This is a genomic window from Ferrimonas senticii DSM 18821, assembly GCF_000422665.1.
Taxonomy (GTDB): Bacteria; Pseudomonadota; Gammaproteobacteria; order Enterobacterales; family Shewanellaceae; genus Ferrimonas; species Ferrimonas senticii.
Genome location: NZ_AUGM01000004.1, coordinates 145,278 through 170,082, shown reverse-complemented (window position 1 = coordinate 170,082; position 24,805 = coordinate 145,278). Strand labels below are relative to the sequence as shown.

Sequence of the window (24,805 nt, the reverse complement as noted above, 5' to 3'; positions counted from 1 at the left end):
TAGTCGGTCAGCGGAACATCGATGGCAGCGCTTGGCACTAGCTCGATAACCAAAAGCAGTTATCAGCTTTTAGTGATTAGTCGGTCGGTGAAACATCGATGGCAGCGCTTGGCACTGGCTCGATAGCCAAAAGCAGTTATCAGCTTTTAGTGATTAGTAGGTCGGTGGAACATCGATGGCAGCGCTTGGCACTGGCTCTTACTGGTTACTATCAACTGATAGCTAATAACTGCTAACTAGTGACTGACACCTAACAACTGATGGCGGATAAATGGCACAAAAAACCCCGCCGAGGCGGGGTTGGGTAATCTCAATCGGTTAGCGATTAGATGTGTACTTTTGGATCCATTTCACCGGTCTGGTAGCGCTTGTACATCGCTTGCAGGCTCAGTGGCTTGATCTTGCTGCCGTGGCCAGCACAGCCGAAGGCGTCAAAGCGATCAGTACAAATGCCAGCCATGGCATTCATTGACGCTTGCAGGAATTTACGTGGATCGAATTCCGCTGGGTTTTGAGCCAGGAACTGACGTACCGCACCGGTAGAGGCCAAACGCAGATCGGTGTCGATGTTTACCTTACGTACGCCGTACTTGATGCCTTCTACGATCTCTTCTACTGGCACGCCGTAGGTCTCTGGGATCTCGCCGCCGTATTGGTTGATGATCTGCAGCCACTCTTGCGGTACGGAAGAGGAACCGTGCATTACCAGGTGGGTATCTGGGATGCGAGCGTGGATCTCTTTGATGCGATCCATACGCAGCACTTCACCGGTCGGCTTCTTAGAGAACTTGTAAGCACCGTGGGAGGTACCGATGGCGATTGCCAGCGCATCTACCTTAGTCGCGGCAACGAAACGGGCCGCTTCTTCTGGATCGGTCAGCAGCTGATCGTGGCTCAGAATGCCTTCGGCGCCAACGCCATCTTCTTCGCCCGCCATGCCGGTTTCTAGGCTACCCAGACAACCGATTTCACCTTCCACAGAAACACCACAAGCGTGGGCAAATGCCACGGTACGCTGGGTAACAGTCACGTTGTAACCGTAATCCGCTGGGGTCTTGCCGTCTTCACGCAGAGAACCGTCCATCATTACCGAGCTAAAGCCCATCTGGATAGAACGCTGACATACGTCTGGCGAGGTGCCGTGATCCTGGTGGATACACACTGGCACATCTGGGTACTGCTCCAGCGCCGCATTCATCAGGTAACGCAGGAACTGTGGGCGAGCGTACTTACGGGCACCGGCAGACGCCTGCACGATAACCGGCGAGTTGGTATGCTCTGCCGCCTGCATGATGGCGCGCATCTGCTCCAGGTTGTTGACGTTAAAGGCGGGTACGCCGTAGTTGTATTCCGCTGCGTGATCCAGCAGCTGACGAAGGGAGATCAAGGCCATGTTGGGGCTCCACTGATTGATTTGAAACAGCTCGCGCCGGCACCAGCGCCAGCGCGTTAAATTAGGTTGTTGTGCTTGCTTTAGCTTGCCTGCTCGGCGCGCTTGGTCAGCATCGCTACCGCTGGCAAGGTTTTGCCTTCCAAGAACTCTAGGAAAGCGCCACCACCGGTAGAGATGTAAGAGACCTGATCGGCGATGCCGTACTTATCTACCGCCGCCAGCGTATCGCCGCCGCCGGCGATAGAGAACGCTTCGGATTCGGCAATGGCGCGGGCGATGCGCTCGGTGCCGTTACCAAACTGGTCGAATTCGAATACGCCTACTGGGCCATTCCAGACGATAGTACCGGCGTCCTTAATGATCGCCGCCAACGCCTCAGCACTGTCTGGACCGATATCGAAGATCATCTCTTCGCTGCCAGTTTCCGATACCGCTCGTAAGGTCGCGGTCGCGTCTTCGGCAAACTTATCGGCGCAGATCACGTCGGTCGGTACTGGAATGTCACCACCACGAGCTTGCGCCGCGGCGGTCAGCTTTTGTGCCTCAGCCACCAAATCCGCCTCATACAGCGATTTGCCTACCGGAAAACCGGCAGCGGCAATAAAGGTGTTGGCGATCCCGCCACCCACCACCAGCTGATCCACTTTGGTCGCCAGTGACTCCAGTACAGTCAACTTGGTCGACACCTTAGAACCACCGACAATCGCCACCAGCGGCCGGGCTGGGTTATCCAGCGCCTTGCCTAGCGCTTCCAGTTCACCCGCCAGCAAAGGGCCAGCGCAAGCGATTGGCGCGTACAGACCAACCCCGTGGGTTGAGGCTTGAGCACGGTGGGCGGTACCAAAGGCGTCCATCACGTAGATGTCGCACAGCGCCGCGTAGGCCTTAGACAGAGTCTCGTCATCCTTGCCTTCACCAACGTTAAAACGAACGTTTTCCAGCACCGTCAGTTCACCGGCTTTGGCCTCAACGCCATTCAGGTAGTCGGTGGCCAAGGTTACTGGCACATCGAGCTTGGTCGCCAAGTAATCCACCACCGGCTGCAGGGAATATTCCGCTTCCACCAGACCTTCGGTTGGACGACCAAGGTGCGACATCACCATCACACTGGCACCGGCTTTGAGCGCCAGTTCGATAGTTGGCAACGACGCCAAAATACGGGCGTCGGAGGTTACCTGGCCGTTTTTCACTGGCACGTTCAGATCTTGACGGATCAGCACACGTTTGCCGGTCAGATCCAGTTCGGTCATTTTTAAGATGGTCATAACATTCCCTTTTTCTAAGACTTAGACACCGCGTTCAAACTTAACGCGGTATCGAGCATTCGGTTGGCAAAGCCCCATTCGTTGTCGCACCACAGCAACAACTTAACCAGATGACCATCGGCCACTCGGGTTTGGCTGCCATCGATCACCACCGAGCGTGGATCGTGATTAAAATCCACCGACACCAACGGCGCTTCGGTGTAGCCAAGCAGTTGTGGTTGGTTAGCGGCGGCCTGCTGCAGCAGTTGGTTTACCTGAGCAATATCAACCCACTTGGATAGGGTTAACGACAGATCCATGGCGGTAACGTTGGTGGTCGGTACCCGCACTGCAATCGCTTCAAATTTGCCTTTCAGGTGGGGCAACAGCCGCTCAATCCCTAAAGCTAGTTTGGTATCCACCGGAATGATCGATTGACTGGCGGCGCGGGTACGACGCAGATCGTCGTGATAGGCATCGATCACCTGTTGATCATGCATCGACGAATGGATGGTGGTGATGGCGCCGCGTTCAATGCCAAAGGCATCATCCAGCAACTTCAATACCGGCACACTGCAGTTGGTGGTGCACGAGGCGTTGGAAACGATGGTTTCGGTACCGGTTAACTGGCTGTGGTTAACCCCATAGACCACGGTGGCGTCTACGGCACTGTCGGCCGGATGGGAGATCAGCACCCGCTTGGCGCCCGCCTCAAGGTGAGCTCGGCACGCCTCGGCGCTATTCAAACGACCGGTGCATTCAAACACCATATCGATATTAAGCTCGCGCCAAGGGCAATCGCGGGGATCGGCATGACTTAACAGGGTGATGCGATCGGTACCGATCCGCAGTTCACCGTCGTCGGCCTCGACCGGCAGATGAAAGCGGCCATGGGTGGTATCGAACTGGGTCAGGTGGGCAATGCCGGCGGAACTGGCCAGTTCATTGATCGCCACAATCTGCAATTGCTGCTGACGTTGACTTTCATACAAGGCGCGCAGCGTTGATCGACCAATGCGGCCATATCCGTTGATTGCAACCCGTAGCGTCATGCGTCCAATGCCTTGTGTGTTCGAGGGGCCAAGAAAACGGCAGCCATTCTAGCCTAACTCACCAGCTTAAGTCTCGGATCTGCTAGGATGTTTGCCCTTAAATCACGCAATTTTGTGATTATTTGTTAGATTTTGAGCGTAAGCTATCATGCGATTAGACCGACTTATCTGCCAGCAACGGGATTGGAGCCGTCGCACCGCCCTAAAACTGCTCGACGATGGCCAAGTGTGGGTCAATGATAAGGTCGAATCCAACCCGCTGTTTGCTGTTGACCGCTTTGCCAAAGTGGTCGCCGGCGGCCGCTTGCTGCAAGCGGGCAAACCGGCGCTATATCTGATGCTGCATAAACCCGCTGGGGTGGTTAGCGCCACCAGCGATCCGAAGCATCCAACTGCGGTTTCGCTGCTACCCCAAGCGTGGCAGGAGGAACTGCATATCGCCGGCCGCTTAGATAAAGCCAGCACTGGGCTGTTGCTACTGACCAACGACGGCTTGTGGTCGCGGCGAATTACCGAGCCGCAACTGAAGAAGCCAAAGACCTATCTGGTCACCCTCGCTAATCCAATCGATCCCGATACCGCCCGCCGCTTTGCCGAGGGGATCTATTTTGAATATGAGGGGATCACCACCAGCCCAGCCCAGCTTGAACAGCTCAGCAGCCATCAGGCACGGCTAACCATCTACGAAGGCCGCTATCATCAGATCAAACGGATGTTTGGCCGCTTTCGTAATCCGGTGCTGACACTGCATCGTGAGTCGATGGGGCCAATTGTGCTGGATAGACGTTTACAAGCCGGTGAATATCGGCCATTAACCGCTGCGGAAATCGCGGCAATTTAACGCCAAAGTGGATATACTCGGCGCCCTTTTGTTTTCTCTTGTTTCGGAGTTCCCATGGTCCAGATTGGTCAATACAACACCTTAAAGGTGGTTAAGCAGGTCGGCTTCGGCGTTTACCTTGATGGCGACGATCTGGGGCAGATCCTACTGCCAAACAAATGGGTACCAAAAGAGACCGAAATTGGCGACCTGGTGGAAGTGTTTATCTTTTTAGATTCGGAAGATCAGCTGATCGCCACCACCCAAACCCCAAAAGCGCAAGTTGGCCAGTTTGCCAGCTTGAAGTGCACCCAAGTGAACCGCATCGGCGCGTTCTTGGATTGGGGTCTAGATAAAGATCTGTTTGTGCCGTTCAGCCAGCAAAAAGTGCCGTTCGAGGTAGGTCGCTACTACGTGGTTGGCTTATACATCGACAACACCGATCGCATCGCCGCCACCGCCAAGATCGACCGCATGCTAAATACCAGCGAGCCAAGCTACCGCAACGGCCAAGCGGTGGATCTGCTGATCGCCGGTCGCTCCGACTTAGGCTTTAAAGCGATCATCAACCATCAGCACTGGGGCCTGATCTACTTCGACAGCGTGCACCAAGAGCTGAAGCCGGGGATGAAGATGCAGGGCTTTATTAAAAAGGTGCGCGAGCACGGTGGCATCGACCTAAGCATCGCACCGCCAGCCCACAAGCAAGCAGATCAACTGCAAGAGCACATCATCGGTTACCTGAACAAGCAGCCGGGCGGCTTTGCCCCGATCCACGATAAGTCCGATCCAGAGACCATCAAGCGCACCTTCCGCGTATCCAAAGCGGTATTTAAGCGCGCCATCGGTGGCCTCTACAAAGCCGGCCGCATCACCATTCTGGACAATGGTATCGAGCTGAAATAAGCCGCTTAGCCGTAGCCGAGAACCCGTTCTCGGGATCGCCAGAGGCCTTGTGCTGAGCCGATCCCGCCACGTTGTTCTCGGCTTTTTATTGATTCTGGATAGCCAGTAGTTATTAGGTTGCAGTCGTTAGTAAGAGCTGCTCTTATCAGCGTAAGCGGTATCAATATAGGAGCACCGCCTAACAGCTGCTCGCTTTTGTCTAATAACTAAAAACTAATCGCTAGCCACTACCCCGCAGCCATGCCTGATATCACTACCCTCGCCCTGTTTATCCCCACCTTCTTTTTAGTTTCAGTAACCCCTGGCTTATGCATGATGCTGGCACTGAGTTTGGGGATGACCATCGGTTTTCGCCGGACCCTGCCGATGATGCTCGGCGAACTGCTGGGGGTCGCCATCGTCGCCCTTGCCGCCGCTTTTGGTGTCGCAGCGCTGCTGCTGAACACCCCGCAACTGTTTACCGCCTTAAAGTGGCTGGGTGGTGGTTACCTGATCTACCTAGGCATTGAAGGGATGCGCAGCAGCGGCAAGCTGGCCTCGGATGCCGAGATCGCCGCCATCAACCGCAAAAACCTGTTTGGCCGCGGCTTTGTTACCGCCATTGCCAACCCGAAAGGCTGGGCCTTTATGGTGTCGCTGCTACCGCCGTTTCTGGATCACAGCAAAGCGTTAGCACCGCAAATGGGCGCGCTGCTGGCGATCATTCTGGCCAGCGAATTTATCTGCATGAGCCTGTACGCCAGCGGCGGCAGCAGCCTACGGCGGATGCTCAATCAGCAAAACGTTAAACGGGTTAATCGCCTCTCTGGCTTAGTGATGATTGGTCTTGGAGTGTGGTTGTGGTTGGGGTGATGGCTTCGCCGGTTTCCTCTGCCATTGACGTGTCACTGGTAACTGGCAAAGTCATCATTTCATAGCCGTTTGCCTCCGGCGGGAAAGGGTTTCACCCTTTTCAATCCCAAAAGCCTCCAACGCGGCGAAATCCCCTCGCTCCTTGTGCTACTCCTTTCGGCACTGCGCTGATGCATCGTCCCTGATTTAGCCGCGCACTTCGGCCATCCATGGCCTCCGGCCTCAATACGCAGCACACCGCTCAGCGCCGCGAGTCGGCCAAAGCCCGTTGGCGCAACCGTCAGTGATTCGATCGTAGCCGCGAACACGTTCGCGGAAATCTCGGTAGCCTAGCCAATTAATGCGTCACTCGCAGGTAACGACGATTCGACGTGTTATTGGCCTCAGCTATCGAGCTCTTAAAGCTTGGCATTCCATAGCCTCTTGCCTCCGGCGGGCAAGGGCGTTGCCCTCTGCACACCCAACAGCCTCCAACACGGCGAAATCCCTTCGCTCCTTGCGCTGCTCCTTTCGGCACTGCGCGGATGCATCGTCACCGATACCAATGCTGCGAGGTAGTTTCTCTTCTCAGAAGCGCTCACAGGCAATGAGTCGAGGCAGCGTTTAGTGGCAATAGTGGGCCTATTTCGAGAAACGCTAACGTAGAGTCAGTGACTGTGAGCACTTCCCTTCGGGCTGGCTGAAGTGGTCACAATACGGCGTTAGTTAACTTTGCTTTAGAGCCACTAGAGCGTCACTTAACTGCCTTGTCTTGTAACCATTTCAGCTCAGCTGAGTGCGGAAATACCTCGTAGCATTGGTATTTAAGCCGCGCACTTCGGCCATCCATGGCCTCCGGCCTCAATACGCAGCACACCGCTCAGCGCCGCGAGTCGGCCAAAGACCGTTGGCGCAACCGTTGCTAGAAAATCACTCCCCTTAATGCTTCTGATGACGGTTGCTATGGCGGCTTTAAGCCGACTTGTTGACGCCGAGTGAAACCGCAAACGCAGTGGCAAGCCGAGGGCAGGATGCCCGAGAGGCCCGCGAAGGCATGGATGCCGCCTCGGGCCGATGCTGCCGCGAAGTGCGGTGAGAACGAGGGGCTTTCGTCAACCTTGGAGGCGTAGGGGATTCCAAAGGGCACAGCCCTTGGCCGCCGGAGGCAAAGGTAAAAGCGAGTTGATAGCAATTAGCTTGCAGTAAGTCGTAAGAGCACAGCCGAAGCCCGTTAGCGCAAGCGTCAGCGGTTCGCTCGAAGCCACATCAACTTAACTCGCCAACTTTTCGAATGTTGTTTAAAAAGCAAACAAGCCAAGGGGATCACACACCTCAAGGAGGAATTGTTATACAACCTAAGCAATTAGTATTTTGGTTACTTAGGAAGTTTCATGGAACGAATGTTAGCGCGGCTTTGGGGCTCGCTATGGTTACTGCTGGCCATTGTGGCAACGCCGCTGGCAGCGAACGAGGTTGAGTGGCTCAATGATCAAGGTGCCAAGCCAGCGCAGGTAAATCTCTATTTCTTCTGGTCAGAAACCTGCCCCCACTGCGCCGAAGCCCACCCGTTTATCGATGCCCTGCCACAACGCTTCCCGTGGATTAACCTGATCAGCCCCAAAGTCCAGCAGGCCGGTACCGTCGAGCTACTGCAACAGGTGGCCGCTGAAACCCAAATCCCCGCCAGTTCAGTGCCCTACTTTGCCTATTGCGGCAAAGCCAGTGTCGGCTACAGCAGCGAAGCGGTTAGTGGCAGCTTTATCTTAAAGCAGTTGGTGGATTGCTATCGCCACAATGGCGGCGTGCTGACCGACGCCGAACAAGCGGAGCTCGCCAAAACTCTCAAACTGCAACAAGACAATCCACCACCGCTGTTCGCCACCTGCGATAAAGGCAGCGATGGCAGTTGTGGCCTAGATACCAGCGCGGTTGCCACGGCCCCAGCGATTCAACCGATTGAGTTACCGCTGCTGGGTGTGGTCGCGCCCGAACAGATGTCGTTGCCGCTGCTGACGGTAGTGCTGGCGGGGGTTGATGCCTTTAACCCCTGCGCCTTCTTTGTGCTGCTGTTTTTGCTGTCGATTATGGTCAATGCCAAAAGTCGCGTACGAATGCTGATTGTCGGCGGCATTTTTGTGTTCTTCTCCGGCTTTATCTACTTCCTGTTTATGACCGCTTGGCTCAACATCTTTGAGCTATTAGGGGGCTCCGACGGCGGCTGGATCATGACCGCCGCTGGACTGCTGGCGCTTACCGCCGCCACCGTGAACATCAAGGAGTACTTCACCACTAAGGGTGAGGTGTCACTGTCGATGTCGGCGGAAAATCGCAGCGGTCTGATTAAACGGATGGGGCAACTTACCAAAGCCAGCAGTATGACCACCATGATCATCGGCACCGTGGTGCTGTCGATTCTGGCCAACGCTTATGAACTGCTGTGCACCGCCGGTTTCCCGATGATTTTCACCAGCGTGCTGACTCTGCACGATCTGCCACTGAGCAGTCGTTACCTCTATCTGGTGCTGTATAACCTGATCTACGTGATCCCACTGCTGGCGATTGTGATCGTGTTTGCGATGACCATGGGCAAGCGCAAGCTGACCGAGAAAGAGGGGCAAACCCTGAAGCTGATGTCCGGCATCATGATGGCGGGGATGGGGTTGATGTTGGTGATCGATCCAACCGCCTTGCAACAAGCGACTCTGGCAATCGGCTTGATCTTGGGCTCTATCCTGCTGACTGCGGCAATCACCCTAGTACGACGTTGGCGCGAGGCCAGAGTTTAATAACCCAAACAACAAAGGCGCCAACCGGCGCCTTTGCTGAGTCGGACTAGCAACTGCCACTCTTCGTCATACGATTTCGACGTAGAGCCACTATGCCTTCAATCGTAATCCTAGATTGACAGCCGCTATCCTCGACCAGATTCTGGACATCAAACTATTACCCAATCAACGTAACCGCCCGAAGGAGAGGTTATCCAGCGACAATCGCTGCGGTTTGCCCATCATCTCAATCAACAACATGCTGCGCTTGTCACCATCGGGCTCGTCGAAAATCGCTTCCAGATTAGCGAATGGGCCTTGATGAATGCGGATCTTATCGCCGCGCTTAGGCAGTTCATCCATCGGTTCGGTGCGCCGATTTTGCGCTTCACGCAGGCTTACCACCAACGAGGTTTCCACCGGCAACAACTGCTTATTGGTACGGACTATCGAACCGACATTGGGGGCGCCGTTGATCCGTGCGAACGGGGTAACGTGGGGATCGAAGCGAACAAACAGGTAACCCGGAAACAGCGCTTCGGTACGCTGCACTTTCTTACCCGCCACCAACTTTTGCACCGCAATTTCGGGCACAAAGGTGTTGATGTCCTGCGCCGCAAACCAGGAAACTACCGCCTGTTCCTTGCGACTTTTACAGTGCAGTAGATACCACGCCAGCATGCCACTCCCTCGCTTTAGGCAACCTACAGTCGCTAAAAACTGCATTTCTATATAAGCAGAGCAGCATAACAAAGCTTTTAAATGCACCAAAGTGACGAATTTGATTCACTGGCCGCTTGTCGAAAAACCTGTCGAAAAATGCGTAAAAAAAAACCGACGCCTGCCTGCGTCGGTTTTGTCGCTTAACAATTATCGGAGTTAATGATGGAGTTCGATAATTACAAGTCGTAGCTGCATTTAGCAGCCCAGTTCTTAATAGCTATTAGCCACTTCCGGCACAATCTGTGACTGCGGTACGTGACACTGAGTACAGTTGTAGAACTGGTTGTTCAGTTTCTTGCCACCGTCTAAAAAGTGCGAAGCGTGGGTCGCGGTCGCCTTGGCTGGCTTAGCGCCCGGCTTAGCCGGTTTGTGGCACATCAAACAGCCGTTACGCTTCAGGTTCATCGGCTTATCCGCCGCGTGTGGAATAAGCGGCGGCTGGCCATCCCAGTTACGGGTAAGGATCTCGCCCTTTTTCGGGTACACCGGCTTCTCACCTTGCACTTGGGTTGCCGCAACTGGGGTGCCTTGACGCAAGCCTTGTGGCGCCTCGAACGGCTCCGCCGCTTGAAACAGCGAGCAGCCCACCAAAGTCAGTGACGAGGCCAATACTAAGGAAGCGGCCATCATTGGTTTTTTCATGGTTTCTCCTTACGCCTTCGCAACCATTGGGGCTTTAACAATCTTCACCGGACACTTCTTAAAGTCGGTCTCTTTCGATAGCGGATCGGTAGCATCCAACAACAACTTGTTGACCAGCGCCCGGGCGTCGAAGAATGGGATAAACACCAAACCGACCGGCGGTTTGTTGCGGCCTTTGGTTTCCACCCGCACCCGCACTTCGCCGCGCGGGCTAGACACCAGCGCTTCATCGCCGTTGCTGAGGCCACGCTGCTGGGCATCTTGTGGGTGCATGTAGACCTTGGCGTACGGCATCGCTTTTTTCAACTCTGGCACGCGGGCGGTCATAGAACCGGTGTGCCAGTGCTCCAGCACTCGACCGGTCGACAGCCACAGATCGTATTCGCTGTTTGGCACTTCCACTGGCGCTTCGTATGGCGAGGCGATGATCACCGCTTTGCCATCGGCGTGGCCGTAGAAATCAAAACCGCTGCCGGCTTTGGCATACGGATCCAGACCCTCTTTAAAGCGCCAACGGGTTTCGTTGCCATCCACCACCGGCCAACGCAGACCGCGCACTTGGTGGTAGGTTTCAAACGACGCCAAATCGTGGGCTTTGCCGCGACCAAAGGCGGCGTACTCTTCAAACAGGCCCTTTTGCACGTAGAAGCCAAAGTGATCGGATTCGTCGTTCAGCGGTGACTGACACTCGCTGCGTTCGAACTTATTCACTTTGCCGTTGGCAAACAGCACATCGAACAGGGTCTTACCGGCGTATTCCGGCTTCTGGGCGATAAGCTCCGCTGGCCACACCTCTTCGACGGTGAAGTGCTTAGAGAACTCCATCAACTGCCACAGGTCGGATTTCGCTCCTGGTTGTGGTTTCACCATCTGATGCCAGAACTGGGTACGACGCTCAGCGTTACCGGTGGCGCCCTCTTTCTCAACCCACATCGCGGTTGGCAGCACCAGATCGGCGGTCAGCGCGGTCACGGTTGGGTATGGATCGGAAACGATGATGAAGTTCTCTGGGTTTAGGAAGCCCGGCAAGATCTCATCGTTGATGTTCGGCCCGGCCTGCATGTTGTTGGTACACATGGTCCAATACACGTTCAGATCGCCATCTTTCAGAGCACGGCTCTGCGCCACCGCGTGGTAACCCGGCTTGGCTGGAATGGTGCCTTTTGGCAGCTGCCACTTGGCTTCGGTGAACTCGCGGTGTTTTGGATTGGCCACCACCATGTCCGCCGGCAAACGGTGGGCAAAAGTACCCACTTCACGGGCAGTACCACAGGCCGACGGCTGGCCAGTCAGCGAGAATGGGCTGTTGCCTGGCTCGGAGATCTTGCCGGTCAGCAAGTGCAGGTTGTAGATCGAGTTGTTAGCCCAAACACCACGGGTGTGCTGGTTGATGCCCATACACCACAGCGACATCACCTTCTGCTTCGGATCGGCGTACACCTTAGCCAGCGCTTCCAGTTTGTCGGCGTCAACGCCAGACATCTGCGCCGCGTACTCCAAGGTGTATGGCTTCAAATACTCGGCGTACTCAGCAAAGCTCATCGGCTTAGTTTTGCCATTGCCCGGGTTCTTAGCCGCTTGCTCTGCTGGGTGCTCTGGACGCAGGCCGTAGCCGATGTCCGGGGTCGCTTCGGCAAACTTGGTGTGCTTGGTAACGAAGTCGTGGTTTACCGCATCGTTTTCGATGATGTAGTTGGCGATGTAGTTAAGGATCACCAGATCCGACTGCGGCTTCATCACCATCTTGTTGTCGGTCAACTCGAAGCTGCGGTTCTCGTAAGTCGACAGGGTGTGAATGCTGGTGCCTTTGTGGCTTAAGCGACGGTTGGACATCCGCGACCACAGGATCGGGTGCATCTCGGCGGCGTTCGAGCCCCACAGCACAAACGCGTCGGCGTGCTCGAAATCGTCGTAACAGCCCATTGGCTCATCGATGCCGAAGGTGCGCATAAAGCCCACTACCGCCGATGCCATACAGTGGCGGGCATTAGGATCGATGTTGTTGGAGCGAAAGCCAGCTTTCATCAGCTTGGAGGCGGCGTAGCCTTCCCAGATGGTCCATTGGCCCGAGCCGAACATACCAACGGAGGTTGGGCCCTTTTTCTTCAGTGCGGTTTTCCACTTAGAGGCCATCACCTCAAAGGCGTGTTCCCAAGTGACAGGCTGCAGGCTGCCGGATTTATCGAACTGGCCGTTCTTCATCCGTAGCAGTGGCTGGCTTAGGCGATCCTGCCCGTACATGATCTTCGGCAGGAAGTAGCCTTTGATACAGGCCAAACCTTGGTTTACTGGGGATTCCGGATCGCCTTTAGTGGCCACCACCCGATCGTTTTCGGTACCGACCATGATTGAACAACCGGTGCCACAGAATCGGCAAGCGGCTTTTTGCCACTTCAGTTTTGATTCACCGGCTTCGGCGGCTTCCACCATGGTTACAGGCAGGGTGGCGCCAACGGCGGTAGCGGCAGCAACGGCGGCATTGGCTTTTAGAAAATCGCGACGACTGATGCTCATGCGGCGTTCTCGCTCTCTACAGATTCAACTTGGTGATAGGCAAGGGCAGTGGAGATCACTCCATCGAACTGCTGCAGCGCTTCGATGCTGTCCAACAGTTGCTGACGATTGTCGCCGTCCAGCACCACGATGTAGCGGTGATCGTCGGTTTGACTAACCAGTTCTGCGTTAGCCAGTGTCGCGATCTGCTGCTGCACCTGCAGATGTTTGCTTGGATTGGCGTGCACCACCAAACTGGCAACGTGCAACTCTTGAGGATGTTGTCCCACAATCAATGCCTTATCAGATTAATTAGGCAGCGAGTATCGACCTGTGGCGAACGCTTGCTCTATACCCCGTTGGGAGTAATGCCGTTCACGAGAGAAGTTGCTCACAGATCCAACTCACGCTTTTGAAACTCTTTTCTGCACAGCCGTGAATTTGTGTGGGACGCCACAACGCTTAGTTGGCCGTCACAGTAGTTAGTTGTCAGTTGTCAGTTGTCAGTTGTCAGTTGTCAGTTGTCAGTCAGTAGTTTTTGAGAAGAGCAAAACTCAGTCGACCCCAACCTCTAACCTCTAACCTCTAGCTCTGGCTCTTACTAATCACTGATAACTAACAACTAATTACTATCAATACTGATAACTAACGACTAATTACTATCAATACTGATAACTAATGACTGGTCGCCGATAAAAAAAGGGCCACCTTGCGGTGACCCTTTGATCCTAACCAGCAACCTTAAAACAGGTTACCAATCGCCGGTTTAACGTTGTCCGCTTGGGCAACGTGACAGGCGGTGCAGTTGTAGAACAGGTTGTTCAACTTGCCATTGGCCTCATAGTGGCTGGCATGGGTTGCGGTGATCTTGGCGGTCTTGCCAGCCACCGGCGCTTTGTGACAGCTGGTGCAGCTGTTGCGCTTGGTGGTAATAGGCCGCTTGTAATCGTGCGGGATCACCGGTGGCTGCCCATCCCAATTGCGCGCGGCGGTTGCCGCTTTCTTTGGGTACACCGGCGCCGGGCCGGCAGCCATGGTTACCGCCGGAGCAGCCCCATCACGCATCCCTTTCGGGGCTTCTACCTGAGCGCTTTCGGTCATGCTGCAGCCGGACAGCAAGATGGCAACGGCACCAGCGGTTAACAGTAACTTGTTCATGTTGCTCTCCTTAGGCCTCGGCCGATGCTTTAACGATTTTCACTGGGCACTTCTTGAAATCGGTCTCTTTCGAGAGCGGATCAACCGCGTCCAGAATCAGCTTGTTCACCAGCGCCCGCGCATCAAAGAATGGGATAAACACCACTCCTACCGGCGGCTTGTTACGGCCTTTGGTTTCCACTCGAATGCGGATCTCACCACGAGAGTTCGACACCACAGCCTCGTCACCGTTAGCCAAACCACGCTTAGCGGCATCTTGTGGGTGCATGTACACCTTGGCGGAGTTCATCGCCCGCTTCAGCTCTGGCACCCGGCCAGTCATCGAGGCAGTGTGCCAATGCTCCAAGATCCGACCGGTACACAACCACAGATCGTGCTCGGCATCCGGCATCTCCGCTGGCGGCTCGTATGGGTTGGCGATAATCAGCGCCTTGCCATCTGGCTTGCCGTAAAAATCAAAGTCGCTGCCGGCTTTGGCGTACGGATCTAAGCCATCTTTAAAGCGCCACTTGGTCTCTTGGCCATTGATCACCGGCCAACGTTTACCACGGGTCTGGTGGTAGACGTCGAAGCTGTCGAGATCGTGCTGATGGCCACGGCCAAAGGCGGCGTACTCTTCAAACAGACCTTTGTGAACGTAGAAGCCAAAGTGCTTGCTCTCGTCGTGGATTGGCCCTTTACAGTCTGACAGTGGGAACTTGTCGACCACGCCGTTGGCAAACAGCACCTCATACATGCTCTTGCCACGGTACTGCGGCGCTTGCGCCAGCAACTCTTCCGGCCATACCTCTTCCATCTGGAAGCGCTTGGAGAACTCCAACATCTGCCACAAGTCAGATTGTGCCGCCCCTGGGGCTTTGATCATCTGATGCCAGAACTGGGTACGACGCTCGGCGTTGCCGTAAGCGCCCTCTTTTTCAATCCACATCGCGGTTGGCAACACCAGATCCGCCGCCAACGCGGTCACAGTTGGGTAGGCGTCGGAAACGATGATGAAGTTTTGTGGATTCAAGAAGCCCGGCAGGGTCTCTTGGTTGATGTTCGGCCCGGCCTGCAGGTTGTTGGTGGTCTGAGTCCAGTACACATTCAACTTGCCGTCTTTCAGCATCCGGCTCTGCAAGGTGGCGTGGTAGCCCGGCTTAGCTGGAATGGTGCCTTTTGGCAGCTGCCAGCGTTTCTCGGTGATATCACGGTGTTTCTCGTTCATCACCACCATGTCGGCTGGCAAACGGTGGGCAAAGGTGCCCACTTCACGGGCGGTACCACAAGCGGATGGCTGGCCAGTCAGCGAGAATGGGCTGTTGCCAGGCTCGGAGATCTTGCCGGTCAGCAGGTGCAGGTTGTAGATCGAGTTGTTGGCCCACACGCCGCGAACGTGCTGGTTCACGCCCATGCACCACAGCGACATGATCTTCTTGGTTGGATCGGCGTACAGCTTGGCCAACTGCAGCAGTTGCTCGGCCGGTACCCCGGACATCTCTACCGCATGCTCGAGGGTGTACGGTTCAAGGAACTTGGCGTACTGCTCGAAGCTCATCGGCGTCATCTTGCCGTTGTCTGGATTCTTGGCTTTCTGCTGCAGTGGGTGCTCTGGACGCAGGCCGTAACCGATGTCTGGAGTCGCTTCGGCAAACTTGGTGTGCTTGCTGACAAAGTCTTTGTTAACCGCATCGTTTTGAATGATGTAGTTGGCCAAGAAGTTAAGGATCACCAAGTCGGAATGCGGCTTAAAGATCATCTTGTTGTCAGACAAGTCGAAGCAGCGGTTTTCATAGGTGGACAGTGCATGCACGGTGCAACCTGGGTGACCCAGACGGCGCTTGCTCAAACGCGACCACAATACTGGATGCGCTTCCGCTGGGTTAGCGCCCCACAGCACAAAGGCATCGGCGTGTTCGATGTCGTCGTAACAGCCCATTGGCTCATCGATACCGAAGGCGCGCATAAAGCCCACTACCGCCGACGCCATACAGTGGCGGGCGTTCGGATCAATGTTATTGGTCCGGAAACCGGCCTTCATCATCTTGGCGGCAACGTAGCCGTCCCAAACGGTCCATTGGCCAGAACCAAACATCCCCACCGAGGTTGGGCCTTTGGCTTTCAGGGCGGCTTTCCATTTGTCGGCCATCACATCAAAGGCGGTATCCCAAGTGACCGGCTGCAGGGTACCAGACTTATCGAACTGGCCATTTTTCATCCGCAGCAGCGGCGCGGTCAGACGGTCTTCGCCGTACATGATCTTCGGCAGGAAGTAGCCTTTCACACAAGCAAGGCCTTGGTTAACCGGAGACTCCGGATCGCCTTTGGAGGCCACCACCTTGCCATTTTGGGTGCCGATTAGGATCGAACAGCCGGTACCGCAGAAGCGGCATGGGGCTTTATCCCACTTGATGTTAGAGGTGCCGGCAGTGGCAGCGTTGGCCACCGATACTGGGATGGCGGCTCCCACGGCGGTCGCCGCGGCAACCGCGGCATTGGCTTTGATAAAATCGCGACGACTAATACTCATTGGGCATTCTCGCTCTGTAGTTGCTCAACTTGGTGGTAAGCCAAGGCGGTGGAGATCACCCCTTCAAACTGCTGTACGGCTTCGATGTCATCCAGCACCTGTTGGCGAGTGTCGCCGTCGATCACCACCACGTATCTGCCATCCTCGGTGGCGGTCACCACTTCGGCGTGCGGCTGCTGTGCCAGTTGTTGCTCAACCAGTTGCTGCTGCGCCGGATTAGCGTGTACCACCAGGCTTACGACGTGATATTCCTGATCCATTCCCTTACCTTACCGTGTGAAAAAACACCCTCAGTATCTGCCTGAGCAACGCCCATGCAACTACCCCTTATGGGGTATTAGAATTGTTATGAAAAGGTTGTCACAAATACCTAACATGCAAGTGAAATGCCTTTCTAAATAAGCAGTTATAGCGATGGCAGTTATCAGTATTTAGTCGTTAGTAAGAGCAAGATCAGAAAGCGCGGCCAACGTTGTGAACAGTGGGTAATAATTCGCGGTTAGTAAGAGCAACAGCACCACACAGTAATCAGTTGATAGTCATTAGCGGTAGTAACAGCAACAGCACCACGAAGTAATCAGTTGATAGTCATTAGCGGTTAGTAACAGCAACAGCACCACGAAGTAATCAGTTGATAGTCATTAGCGGTTAGTAACAGCAACAGCACCGCGAAGTAACCAATCCCATCCCGCTGAGCAACTACTCACGACTAACTGACAACTGATAGCTGATAGCTGATAGCTGATAGCTGATAGCTGATAGCTAAAAACTATTAACTGAAGCTCTTGGGCGTTGACCCGTCTACCAGTGTCACCTTTACCGTCTCGCCCCTTTATGGGTTTGGGGGAGATAAACCGATGTCGTTAACGGCGTTAAAAAACCACTGCCAGCGACTGTCGCCGCTGCAACTTGGAGTGATACTGGCACTGGGTTCCAATCTGTTGTTTGTGCTGGAGGGGGCGCTGGTCAAGCAATTGGCGGCGCAGCTGTCGCTGCTGCAAATTCTGCTGTGTCGGCAACTGGTGTTTCTGCTGCTGTTACTGCCGCTGATCCGGCGCTTCGGCCAAGACTTGTGGCGGCCCAAATCGCTGCCACTGCATGGCCTGCGGATCATCACCGCCTTGATGTCGCTGTACTTTGGCTTTATCGCGTTCAGCAACCTGCCACTGGCCGACGCTACTGCTCTGGGCTTTACTGGGGTGCTGTTTGTGGCGCTGATCGCCAAACTGTGGCTAAACGAGTCGATCAGCCGCCAGCGGGTATTAACCATCGCCGTCGGCTTTATTGGGGTAATGCTGATCACCCAGCCGACATTCGCCCTGACCGACAGCCTCTATATTGGCGCTGGTCTGTTAGCGGCACTGGGCGGAGCCGGCGCCGCCAGCTGCGTTCGTCACTTAAGCCAAGTGCACAGCAAAACCACCCTAATGACCTATCAAGCGGCAGCGGTGGGACTGCTGGTGCTGCCGTTCGCGCTCAGCCAATGGCAGACGCCAACTATTCATGAACTGTTAGGTCTTGGGCTGATCGGTTTGGTATCGGCGCTAGCCACCGGGCTGGGGGTCAGCGCCTATCAAAAAGCGCCCGCCAATGTGGTGAGCAACGTCGGCTACAGCAAGATGCTGTTTGCCATCGGCCTCGGTTATGGCCTATTCCACGAACTGCCAAACTGCGTCGGTGTGCTTGGCATCGCGGTACTAATGCTGTCGGCACTGCTGCCGCTGTGGCGCTCGAAACGCTAAACTGGCGGACATCAAAACTATTGGCTTGCTTGGCATGATCACCATCACCCAATTGGCGCGACAGCATTCGCTGTCGCGCACCACGTTACTCTATTACGAGCGCGAGCAACTGCTGCTGCCGACCCTACGAGCGGCCAACGGCTACCGCTATTACGACGCCAAAGCGGTGGCGCGGTTGCAGCAGATCTGCAGTTATCGCAGCTACGGCCTTGGGATCAGCGAGATCAAACAGCTGCTCAGCCGGGATGATCTAAGCCAACAAGCTGCGCTGCTGAGCCAACACTTCAGCGAGCTGGAACAGCAGATTGAGCAATTGCGGCAACAACAGCACGCGATAATGTTGGCCCTGCAGCAGCCGCAATTGGCAGCGACGGTATCGATGAGCAAAGCCCGTTGGGTAGCGATGATGCAAACCGCCGGCTTTGATGAAGCGCAGATGCGCCAGTGGCACCGTAATTTTGAACAAAGCGCGCCCGCCAGCCACCTGCAGTTTTTACGCTCGCTCGGTATCGATGAGGTGGAGATCGACCGAATACGGTCAGATAAAAGCAGTTATTAGTCGGCAGTTTTCAGTTAGAGCAAGCACACCAAAGCGGCTGTTAATTGCTGACATTCTGGCACCGTTACCAAGCTCCTAATAACTGATAACTGCAAGCTGATTACTGCTAGCTAACAACTCAAAACTCACGACTGATAACGAACATCTAATCACTGCCAAGAGATGGCCAATTACCCCCATCGACGCATTTAAGCAGCAATTGCTCGAACTTTCGGCTACACTGCGCCCCCTTTTGAATCCCCCTACTGCGAGAACTCATGAGTTTTAACGATCTCGGCCTATCGGCACCGCTGCTGCGTGCCATTGAAGAACAGGGCTACACCACCCCAACCCCAATTCAGGCTGAGGCGATCCCAGCGGTCCTCGCGGGCCAAGACGTAATGGCGGCGGCGCAAACCGGTACCGGCAAAACTGCTGGCTTTACCCTGCCGATCCTTGAGCGCCTGCAAGGCAGTCAGCGTGCCAGCGCTAACCGCTGTAAAGCGCTGATCCTGACCCCAACCCGCGAACTGGCGGCGCAGGTGCAGGAAAACATCGACCAATACGCCCGTCACACCCCGCTGCGCAGCGCGGTGGTTTACGGTGGGGTGAAGATCAACCCGCAGATGATGAATCTGCGCCGCGGTGTGGAACTGCTGGTGGCCTGTCCCGGCCGTCTGCTGGACTTGTATCAGCAAAACGCCATCCGTTTTGACCAGCTGGAAGTGCTGGTGCTGGATGAAGCCGACCGCATGCTGGATATGGGCTTTATCCGCGACATCAAAAAGATCCTGGCGCTGCTGCCAGCCAAGCGTCAGAACCTGCTGTTCTCGGCCACTTTCTCTGATGAAATTCGCGACTTAGCCAAAGGCTTGGTGCACAACCCAGTGGAAATTTCGGTCACCCCGAAAAACGCCACCGCCCGCACCGTAGAGCAGCTGGTTCACCCGGTTGATAAGAAGCAAAAAGCGATGCTGCTGACCCAGCTGATCGGCCAAAACAACTGGCAGCAGGTATTGGTGTTTACCAAGACCAAGCACATGGCCAACCGCTTGGCGCGTCATTTGGAAGAGTTCAACATCAAAGCGGCGCCAATTCACGGCAACAAGAGCCAAGGTGCTCGTACCCGCGCTTTGGCCGAGTTCAAATCCGGTGACATTCGCGCCTTGGTTGCTACCGATATCGCCGCTCGTGGTCTCGATATCGATCAGCTGCCACAGGTGGTGAACTTCGAACTGCCACAGGTGGCGGAAGACTACGTTCACCGCATCGGTCGTACCGGTCGCGCTGGCGCTTCAGGTCATGCCATTTCCTTGGTGTGCGCCGAAGAGTTCGAGCTGCTGAATGACATCGAACAGCTGACCCAGCAGCATCTGCCACGGGAAGTTGTCGACGGCTTCAATCCGCATCACCCGCTGCCAGAATCAAAGCCACTGCGTCCGCTGAAAGCGAAAAAGCCAAAGAAACCGAAAAAGCCGAAAGCCCCACAAGCTGGAGGCGGTCAGCCACAAGGCAACGCTGCCACTAACGGTGAAGGTCAGGCTCGCAACCACAACGGCAACCGCCGTCGTCGTCCAAACGGCGGCCAAGGCCAACGTCAAGGTGGTCAAGGTCGTGATGGTCAGCGCCCAACTGGCGGCCAGCGCACCAATCAGGGCAATGGCGGCCAAGGTGATAAGCCTGCCGGTAACCGCAACGGCCAGCGTCGTCGTGGCGGTCAAAACCGCAGTGGCAACGCCGCCGGTGGCCAAGGCGGCAACCGCCAGCCAAACCGTTCTAACAACGGTTAAGGCTTGTCCATAAACAAGGGCGTCATCGCAAGATGACGCCCTTGTTGTATCTGGCGCAGTTGTCAGTTGTCAGTTGTCAGTTGTCAGTTGTCAGTTGTCAGTTGTCAGTTGTCAGTTGTCAGTTGTCAGTTGTCAGTTGTCAGTTGTCAGTTGTCAGTTGTCAGTTGTCAGTTGTCAGTCAAAAGCACTTCAAATCACCGTCATCAAAAACGCAACCTAATACAATTTATAGATGACGGTTGCGCCAACGGGCTTTGGCCGACTCGCGGCGCTGAGTGGTGGGCTGCGTATTGAGGCCGTAGGGCATGGATGGCCGAAGTGCGCTGCTTATATACCAATGCTGCGAGGTATTTCCGCACTCAGCTGAGCTGAAATGGGTACAAGACAAGGCAGTTAACTGACGCTTTAGTGGCTCTAAAGCAAAGTTAACTAACGCCGTATTGTGGCCATTTCAGCCAGCCCGAAGGGAAGCGCTCACAGCCATTGACTCTACGTTAGCGTTTCTCGAAATAGGCCCACTATTGCCACTAAACGCTGCCTCGATTCATTGCCTGTGAGCGCTTCTGAGCAGAGAAACTACCTCGTAGCATTGGTATCCGGGATGGCGCATCAGCGCAGTGCCGAAAGGAGCAGCACAAGGAGCGAAGAGTTGTCGCCGTGTTGGAGGCTTTCGGGTGTGCAGAGGGCGCAGCCCTCGCCCGCCGGAGGCTAATGGCTATGCAATAGGGAGATAGAACTTGGCGATCGCCTTGCTGTTTCTGCCTACGGCGAATCAATCACTACCAACTCTCTTTTCTCTGCCTCCGGCGGCCACGGGGCTTCGCCCCATTGGATTCCCCTTTGCCTCCAAGGTTGACGAAAGCCCCTCGTTCTCACCGCACTTCGCGGCAGCACCGGCCCGAGGCGGCATCCCTGCCTTCACGGGCCTCTCGGGCATCCTGCCCTCGGCGTGCCGCTACGTTTGCGATTCCACTCGGCGTCAACAAGTCGGCTTAGAGCAGGCCGAATGAACCGCAGAGGATTGCGCCAACGAAAATTTACCCGCGCAGGTAATCCAACTGCGCTTCCGCTTGCAGCGCACCCGGGCGGGCGACGCGAATCGCGTCGATGGTGGCATCAAAATCGGCACCCAGTGCCAAGGCGATTTTGGCGGCGACTAAGCCGGTGCGACCGGTGCCACCACGGCAATGCACCGAAATTCGCTCACCGGCTGCGGCAGATTCAGTTAGCTGCTCTAAAGCATCCGCCCAGCCTTGTTCAAATTCTGCGGCAGGCAGGGACTTATCCTGTACCGGTAGATGCAGCCAAACGATGTCGGCCGCTTGCACAGTTTGGCCTAACTCAGCCAAACCAAACTCGGTTAGCTCCGCTGGAGTCAAAGTGGTTACCACCACGCCGACACCGGCTTGTTTTAACGTCGCGACATCGGCCGTTAATTGGCCATCTAGACCTGGGGCGGGATGCAGGGCAAATTGCAGTTCACCAATGGCGGTTAAGGCAGGAGTAAAGCTCATATCAATTGATCCAATTAGGGAAAAACAGCAAACCTAACGCTTGCCGATGAGATGCATAGGAAATGGTGATAACCCGAATCAAATTCAAGCGCAAAATTACCGATCTCGCGCAAATTTACATCGATACTCAACAGCTAAACTGCGAGAGAGCGGTACAATAACGCCCTTTTTTGTCACTGAGGTGAACAACATGAACAAGCAACCCGGCTTTACCTTGGTTGAATTGGTGGTGGTGATCGTCATTTTAGGTGTACTAGCTGCAGTGGCAGCTCCCAAGTACATTGATATGCAACGTGAGGCGCGAATCGCCACCATTGAGGCCCTAGCAGCATCGTTAAAAGACGCCATCCGCATGACCCAAGTCGCCGCAGAGATCCCCGGTAATTTGCTATTTGCTACCGGCGCATCCCAACCGTTTTTAGATATGAACAACAATGGGGCTATCGACAGTGACAGCTCGTTGGATCAAGAAGACATCCTCAATAACGATGGCATCGACGTGATGATGATTAACGAACACGGCAAGTGGATGGTTGATAATCATCAAGTACATAAAGTGATTGAAATCGATCCCAGCCTGGTGATTAAGACCGGGGCAAGTCAGCACCAACTTTATATCGGTTTTGATACGCTTAAAAACGGCGACATCAAAGCAGGTCTGTGTCGTATGTATTACGACCAAAATTCCGTAAAGTACGTAACCACCGGCTGTTAAGCCCGAACGCCATGACCAACGCCATCACCCTAATGCAATCCGGCCAGCCCTACAGCTTGTTTGCCGATGAACTGGAGCAGATCCGTCAGCGACTGTATCCACTACTTAAAGCCTTTAACCAAGGGGTGAGTTGCAACGACGGTCAGCAGCTACTGCGCCAGATGGGACTGCAGATGGCTGATAGCGCCATGATCCAGCCGCCGCTGTTCACCTGCTATGGCCAGTTTATTCGCATCGGCGAGCGCAGCTTTATCAATTGGGATTGTGTGCTGTTGGATCACGCCGGCATCACCATCGGTGACTACGTGCTGATCGGCCCCAAATGTCAGCTGATCACCGTTAATCACGCCAATGATATGGCCGAGCGCCAAGCTGGGATGGAAACCGCCAAACCGATCGTAATTGAAGACAACGTTTGGCTGGGCGCAGGGGTGATTGTGTTGCCGGGGGTCACCATCGGCAAAGGGGCGATTGTCGCGGCCGGTTCGGTCGTCACCAAAGATGTTGCCGCCTTTACCACCGTCGGTGGTAATCCAGCCAGAGTATTGAAAGCCGATAACCGCGCTTAAAGTACGCTCCAGAAACAACAAAGCCCTGCAATTGCAGGGCTTTGATTTGGCTAACAGCGCAACCTTAACGAGCCAATTCCAGCATCTGCCGCAGCTCTGCTGGGCCAACATCGCCCTGCTCGCTCATCCCTTGGCGGCCATGAGCGGCCAGGCTTGCCAGCGCTTTTTCGATCGCCTCATCACCTAAGTCGATATCCGCCAACGACGTCGGCACTTGCATCTGCTTGAAGAAGGCGATTACCGCCTCGATGGTGGCATCGATACGCTGATCACGACTGCCGGCGGTGATCCCAAACACGCGCTCACCAAGCTGGACAATCTTGTCGCCCTTTTGCACTCGGCGCGCCTTCATGACCGCAGGCAGCATGATGGTTAGGCTGCGACCGTGATCGACGCCATAGTGGCCGGTAAGCTCATGGCCAATCATATGGGTGGTCCAATCCTGCGGTACGCCAGCGCCAATCAGACCATTAAGCGCCATGGTCGCGGCCCACATTACGTTGCTACGAACCGTGATGTCATCCGGCTGGCTCAGCGCTTTCGGCCCCTCTTCAATCAGCGTAAGCAGCAAGCCTTCGCTAAAGCGATCTTGCACTTTGGCACCGTGATCAAACGTCAGGTACTGCTCGATCACATGAACAAAGGCATCAACCACACCATTAGCGACCTGCCGTGGTGGCAGAGTCAGGGTGACCTGTGGGTCCAGCACCGCAAACAGCGGACGTACTCGCGGATCCATAAACGCCAGCTTACTGCTACCGCGAGAGACCACCGCACCGATGTTAGATTCCGAACCGGTTGCCGGCAGGGTTAGCACACAGCCAATTGGCAAGGCGCTGACTGCCGGCTTGCCTTGAGCTAGGATCTCCCACGGATCACCTGGGTAGCTGACTGCGGCGGCGATAAATTTAGTGCCATCGGCAACCGAACCACCGCCAACTGCCAGCAAGTAGTCATAACCTTCTGAGCGGATCAGCTCCACCGCCTGCATCAAGGTGTCATACTGCGGATTGGGTTCAATACCGCCAAATTCGCCCCACTGATGCCCCGCCAGCGCCGCTGCCACTTGGTCATACACGCCGTTGGCCTTAATCGAGCCACCGCCATACAGCACCAGTACCTTGTTATCGGTAGGAATATCGTGGCTGATTTGGGCGATCTGCCCTTCGCCAAAATGGATTCGGGTCGAGTTCTCAAAACTGAATTTCATCGTCACTCCTTGGTGATGTTTTAGGGCGTGTTGACCTTTGTCGTATATTTTTGCGCCCATCATCGGCCATTGTTAATGCCAAATTAGACTTGCTCAATCAATTTGACTGTTCATTAATCACCGAAGGGCGCCTTGCAGGGCCGGACTAGCGCCTGTCACTCTTTGTCATACGATTTCGACATAAAGCCACT

21 protein-coding genes are annotated in these 24,805 nt (G+C 55.1%); 9 read left to right on the top strand and 12 right to left on the bottom strand.

Annotation, left to right across the window (positions count from 1 at the left end; all coding sequences use genetic code 11):
* Positions 1–325 precede the first annotated feature (325 nt).
* The 3 genes from fba to epd all read right to left on the bottom strand — a co-directional run bounded on the left by fba (position 326) and on the right by epd (position 3,689).
* Positions 326–1,393 (bottom strand): class II fructose-bisphosphate aldolase, encoded by a 1,068-nt coding sequence (fba, locus tag G506_RS0104385; RefSeq protein ID WP_028115814.1) that lies wholly within the window; start codon positions 1,391–1,393, stop codon positions 326–328.
* Between the two features lie 80 nt (positions 1,394–1,473).
* Positions 1,474–2,658, bottom strand: coding sequence for a phosphoglycerate kinase (locus G506_RS0104380; RefSeq protein ID WP_028115813.1), 1,185 nt, complete (start codon positions 2,656–2,658; stop codon positions 1,474–1,476).
* Positions 2,659–2,672: 14 nt separating this feature from the next.
* Positions 2,673–3,689, bottom strand: a complete 1,017-nt coding sequence (gene epd, locus G506_RS0104375; RefSeq protein ID WP_028115812.1) for an erythrose-4-phosphate dehydrogenase — start codon at positions 3,687–3,689, stop codon at positions 2,673–2,675.
* Positions 3,690–3,837: 148 nt separating this feature from the next.
* On the opposite strand from epd, the gene G506_RS0104370 reads away from it, so the two are divergent.
* The 4 genes from G506_RS0104370 to G506_RS0104355 all read left to right on the top strand — a co-directional run bounded on the left by G506_RS0104370 (position 3,838) and on the right by G506_RS0104355 (position 9,032).
* Complete coding sequence (locus G506_RS0104370) at positions 3,838–4,530, top strand: pseudouridine synthase (protein ID WP_028115811.1); 693 nt, start codon at positions 3,838–3,840, stop codon at positions 4,528–4,530.
* A 54-nt stretch (positions 4,531–4,584) separates the two neighbouring features.
* The gene (locus G506_RS0104365; protein WP_028115810.1) at positions 4,585–5,415 is read left to right on the top strand and encodes a CvfB family protein; all 831 of its coding nucleotides are present in this window, start codon (positions 4,585–4,587) and stop codon (positions 5,413–5,415) included.
* A gap of 240 nt (positions 5,416–5,655) precedes the next feature.
* The gene (locus G506_RS0104360; protein ID WP_028115809.1) at positions 5,656–6,267 is read left to right on the top strand and encodes a LysE family translocator; all 612 of its coding nucleotides are present in this window, start codon (positions 5,656–5,658) and stop codon (positions 6,265–6,267) included.
* 1,370 nt (positions 6,268–7,637) lie between these two features.
* Positions 7,638–9,032 (top strand): cytochrome c biosynthesis protein, encoded by a 1,395-nt coding sequence (locus tag G506_RS0104355; protein ID WP_028115808.1) that lies wholly within the window; start codon positions 7,638–7,640, stop codon positions 9,030–9,032.
* Between the two features lie 165 nt (positions 9,033–9,197).
* Here the strand turns inward: G506_RS0104355 and rfaH are convergent, their stop codons facing one another.
* The 7 genes from rfaH to G506_RS0104320 all read right to left on the bottom strand — a co-directional run bounded on the left by rfaH (position 9,198) and on the right by G506_RS0104320 (position 16,796).
* Positions 9,198–9,692, bottom strand: a complete 495-nt coding sequence (gene rfaH, locus G506_RS18735) for a transcription/translation regulatory transformer protein RfaH (protein ID WP_051201892.1) — start codon at positions 9,690–9,692, stop codon at positions 9,198–9,200.
* Positions 9,693–9,944: 252 nt separating this feature from the next.
* A complete protein-coding gene (locus tag G506_RS0104345) occupies positions 9,945–10,376 on the bottom strand; it encodes a nitrate reductase cytochrome c-type subunit (RefSeq protein WP_028115807.1) in 432 nt (143 codons plus the stop codon).
* Between the two features lie 9 nt (positions 10,377–10,385).
* Entirely contained in the window at positions 10,386–12,890 is a 2,505-nt protein-coding gene (gene napA, locus G506_RS0104340) for a nitrate reductase catalytic subunit NapA (protein WP_028115806.1), read from the bottom strand.
* Entirely contained in the window at positions 12,887–13,159 is a 273-nt protein-coding gene (locus tag G506_RS0104335; protein WP_035387006.1) for a chaperone NapD, read from the bottom strand. The genes napA (G506_RS0104340) and G506_RS0104335 overlap by 4 nt, the downstream gene beginning before the upstream one ends.
* 451 nt (positions 13,160–13,610) lie before the next feature.
* On the bottom strand, positions 13,611–14,027 hold the full coding sequence (locus G506_RS0104330) for a nitrate reductase cytochrome c-type subunit (protein WP_028115804.1): 417 nt from the start codon (positions 14,025–14,027) through the stop codon (positions 13,611–13,613).
* A gap of 10 nt (positions 14,028–14,037) precedes the next feature.
* Positions 14,038–16,536, bottom strand: a complete 2,499-nt coding sequence (napA, locus tag G506_RS0104325; protein WP_028115803.1) for a nitrate reductase catalytic subunit NapA — start codon at positions 16,534–16,536, stop codon at positions 14,038–14,040.
* Positions 16,533–16,796, bottom strand: a complete 264-nt coding sequence (locus G506_RS0104320) for a chaperone NapD (RefSeq protein ID WP_028115802.1) — start codon at positions 16,794–16,796, stop codon at positions 16,533–16,535. The genes napA (G506_RS0104325) and G506_RS0104320 overlap by 4 nt, the downstream gene beginning before the upstream one ends.
* Before the next feature lie 597 nt (positions 16,797–17,393).
* Here G506_RS0104320 and G506_RS0104315 point away from each other — a divergent pair.
* The 3 genes from G506_RS0104315 to G506_RS18730 all read left to right on the top strand — a co-directional run bounded on the left by G506_RS0104315 (position 17,394) and on the right by G506_RS18730 (position 20,606).
* The gene (locus G506_RS0104315; protein ID WP_028115801.1) at positions 17,394–18,278 is read left to right on the top strand and encodes a DMT family transporter; all 885 of its coding nucleotides are present in this window, start codon (positions 17,394–17,396) and stop codon (positions 18,276–18,278) included.
* 34 nt (positions 18,279–18,312) lie between these two features.
* Positions 18,313–18,837 (top strand): MerR family transcriptional regulator, encoded by a 525-nt coding sequence (locus G506_RS0104310; RefSeq protein WP_028115800.1) that lies wholly within the window; start codon positions 18,313–18,315, stop codon positions 18,835–18,837.
* Positions 18,838–19,094: 257 nt separating this feature from the next.
* Positions 19,095–20,606 carry a DEAD/DEAH box helicase gene (locus G506_RS18730; RefSeq protein ID WP_035387005.1) on the top strand — a complete coding sequence of 504 codons (1,512 nt, stop codon included), beginning with the start codon at positions 19,095–19,097 and terminating at the stop codon, positions 20,604–20,606.
* Positions 20,607–21,643: 1,037 nt separating this feature from the next.
* On the opposite strand, the gene G506_RS18725 is transcribed toward G506_RS18730, so the two are convergent.
* Positions 21,644–22,120 (bottom strand): phosphatase domain-containing putative toxin, encoded by a 477-nt coding sequence (locus G506_RS18725; protein ID WP_051201891.1) that lies wholly within the window; start codon positions 22,118–22,120, stop codon positions 21,644–21,646.
* A gap of 190 nt (positions 22,121–22,310) precedes the next feature.
* Between G506_RS18725 and G506_RS21215 the strand changes: the two genes are divergently transcribed.
* A complete protein-coding gene (locus G506_RS21215) occupies positions 22,311–22,835 on the top strand; it encodes a prepilin-type N-terminal cleavage/methylation domain-containing protein (RefSeq protein WP_035387004.1) in 525 nt (174 codons plus the stop codon).
* Positions 22,781–23,404 (top strand): sugar O-acetyltransferase, encoded by a 624-nt coding sequence (locus G506_RS0104290; protein WP_205619469.1) that lies wholly within the window; start codon positions 22,781–22,783, stop codon positions 23,402–23,404. Before G506_RS21215 ends, G506_RS0104290 begins: the two co-directional genes overlap by 55 nt.
* Positions 23,405–23,468: 64 nt before the next feature.
* Here the strand turns inward: G506_RS0104290 and G506_RS0104285 are convergent, their stop codons facing one another.
* Positions 23,469–24,614 (bottom strand): iron-containing alcohol dehydrogenase, encoded by a 1,146-nt coding sequence (locus G506_RS0104285; protein ID WP_035387030.1) that lies wholly within the window; start codon positions 24,612–24,614, stop codon positions 23,469–23,471.
* Between the last annotated feature and the right edge of the window lie 191 nt (positions 24,615–24,805).

Coding starts and splice junctions, on each gene's coding strand:
- G506_RS0104345 (WP_028115807.1), bottom strand. CDS start 10,376: ATGAAAAAACCAATGATGGCCGCTTCCTTAGTATTGGCCTCGTCACTG.
- G506_RS21215 (WP_035387004.1), top strand. CDS start 22,311: ATGAACAAGCAACCCGGCTTTACCTTGGTTGAATTGGTGGTGGTGATC.
- G506_RS0104355 (WP_028115808.1), top strand. CDS start 7,638: ATGGAACGAATGTTAGCGCGGCTTTGGGGCTCGCTATGGTTACTGCTG.
- G506_RS0104310 (WP_028115800.1), top strand. CDS start 18,313: ATGATCACCATCACCCAATTGGCGCGACAGCATTCGCTGTCGCGCACC.
- G506_RS18730 (WP_035387005.1), top strand. CDS start 19,095: ATGAGTTTTAACGATCTCGGCCTATCGGCACCGCTGCTGCGTGCCATT.
- G506_RS0104320 (WP_028115802.1), bottom strand. CDS start 16,796: ATGGATCAGGAATATCACGTCGTAAGCCTGGTGGTACACGCTAATCCG.
- G506_RS0104285 (WP_035387030.1), bottom strand. CDS start 24,614: ATGAAATTCAGTTTTGAGAACTCGACCCGAATCCATTTTGGCGAAGGG.
- G506_RS0104380 (WP_028115813.1), bottom strand. CDS start 2,658: ATGACCATCTTAAAAATGACCGAACTGGATCTGACCGGCAAACGTGTG.
- epd (WP_028115812.1), bottom strand. CDS start 3,689: ATGACGCTACGGGTTGCAATCAACGGATATGGCCGCATTGGTCGATCA.
- rfaH (WP_051201892.1), bottom strand. CDS start 9,692: ATGCTGGCGTGGTATCTACTGCACTGTAAAAGTCGCAAGGAACAGGCG.
- G506_RS0104330 (WP_028115804.1), bottom strand. CDS start 14,027: ATGAACAAGTTACTGTTAACCGCTGGTGCCGTTGCCATCTTGCTGTCC.
- G506_RS18725 (WP_051201891.1), bottom strand. CDS start 22,120: ATGAGCTTTACTCCTGCCTTAACCGCCATTGGTGAACTGCAATTTGCC.
- G506_RS0104360 (WP_028115809.1), top strand. CDS start 5,656: ATGCCTGATATCACTACCCTCGCCCTGTTTATCCCCACCTTCTTTTTA.
- G506_RS0104370 (WP_028115811.1), top strand. CDS start 3,838: ATGCGATTAGACCGACTTATCTGCCAGCAACGGGATTGGAGCCGTCGC.
- napA (WP_028115803.1), bottom strand. CDS start 16,536: ATGAGTATTAGTCGTCGCGATTTTATCAAAGCCAATGCCGCGGTTGCC.
- napA (WP_028115806.1), bottom strand. CDS start 12,890: ATGAGCATCAGTCGTCGCGATTTTCTAAAAGCCAATGCCGCCGTTGCT.
- G506_RS0104315 (WP_028115801.1), top strand. CDS start 17,394: ATGTCGTTAACGGCGTTAAAAAACCACTGCCAGCGACTGTCGCCGCTG.
- fba (WP_028115814.1), bottom strand. CDS start 1,393: ATGGCCTTGATCTCCCTTCGTCAGCTGCTGGATCACGCAGCGGAATAC.
- G506_RS0104365 (WP_028115810.1), top strand. CDS start 4,585: ATGGTCCAGATTGGTCAATACAACACCTTAAAGGTGGTTAAGCAGGTC.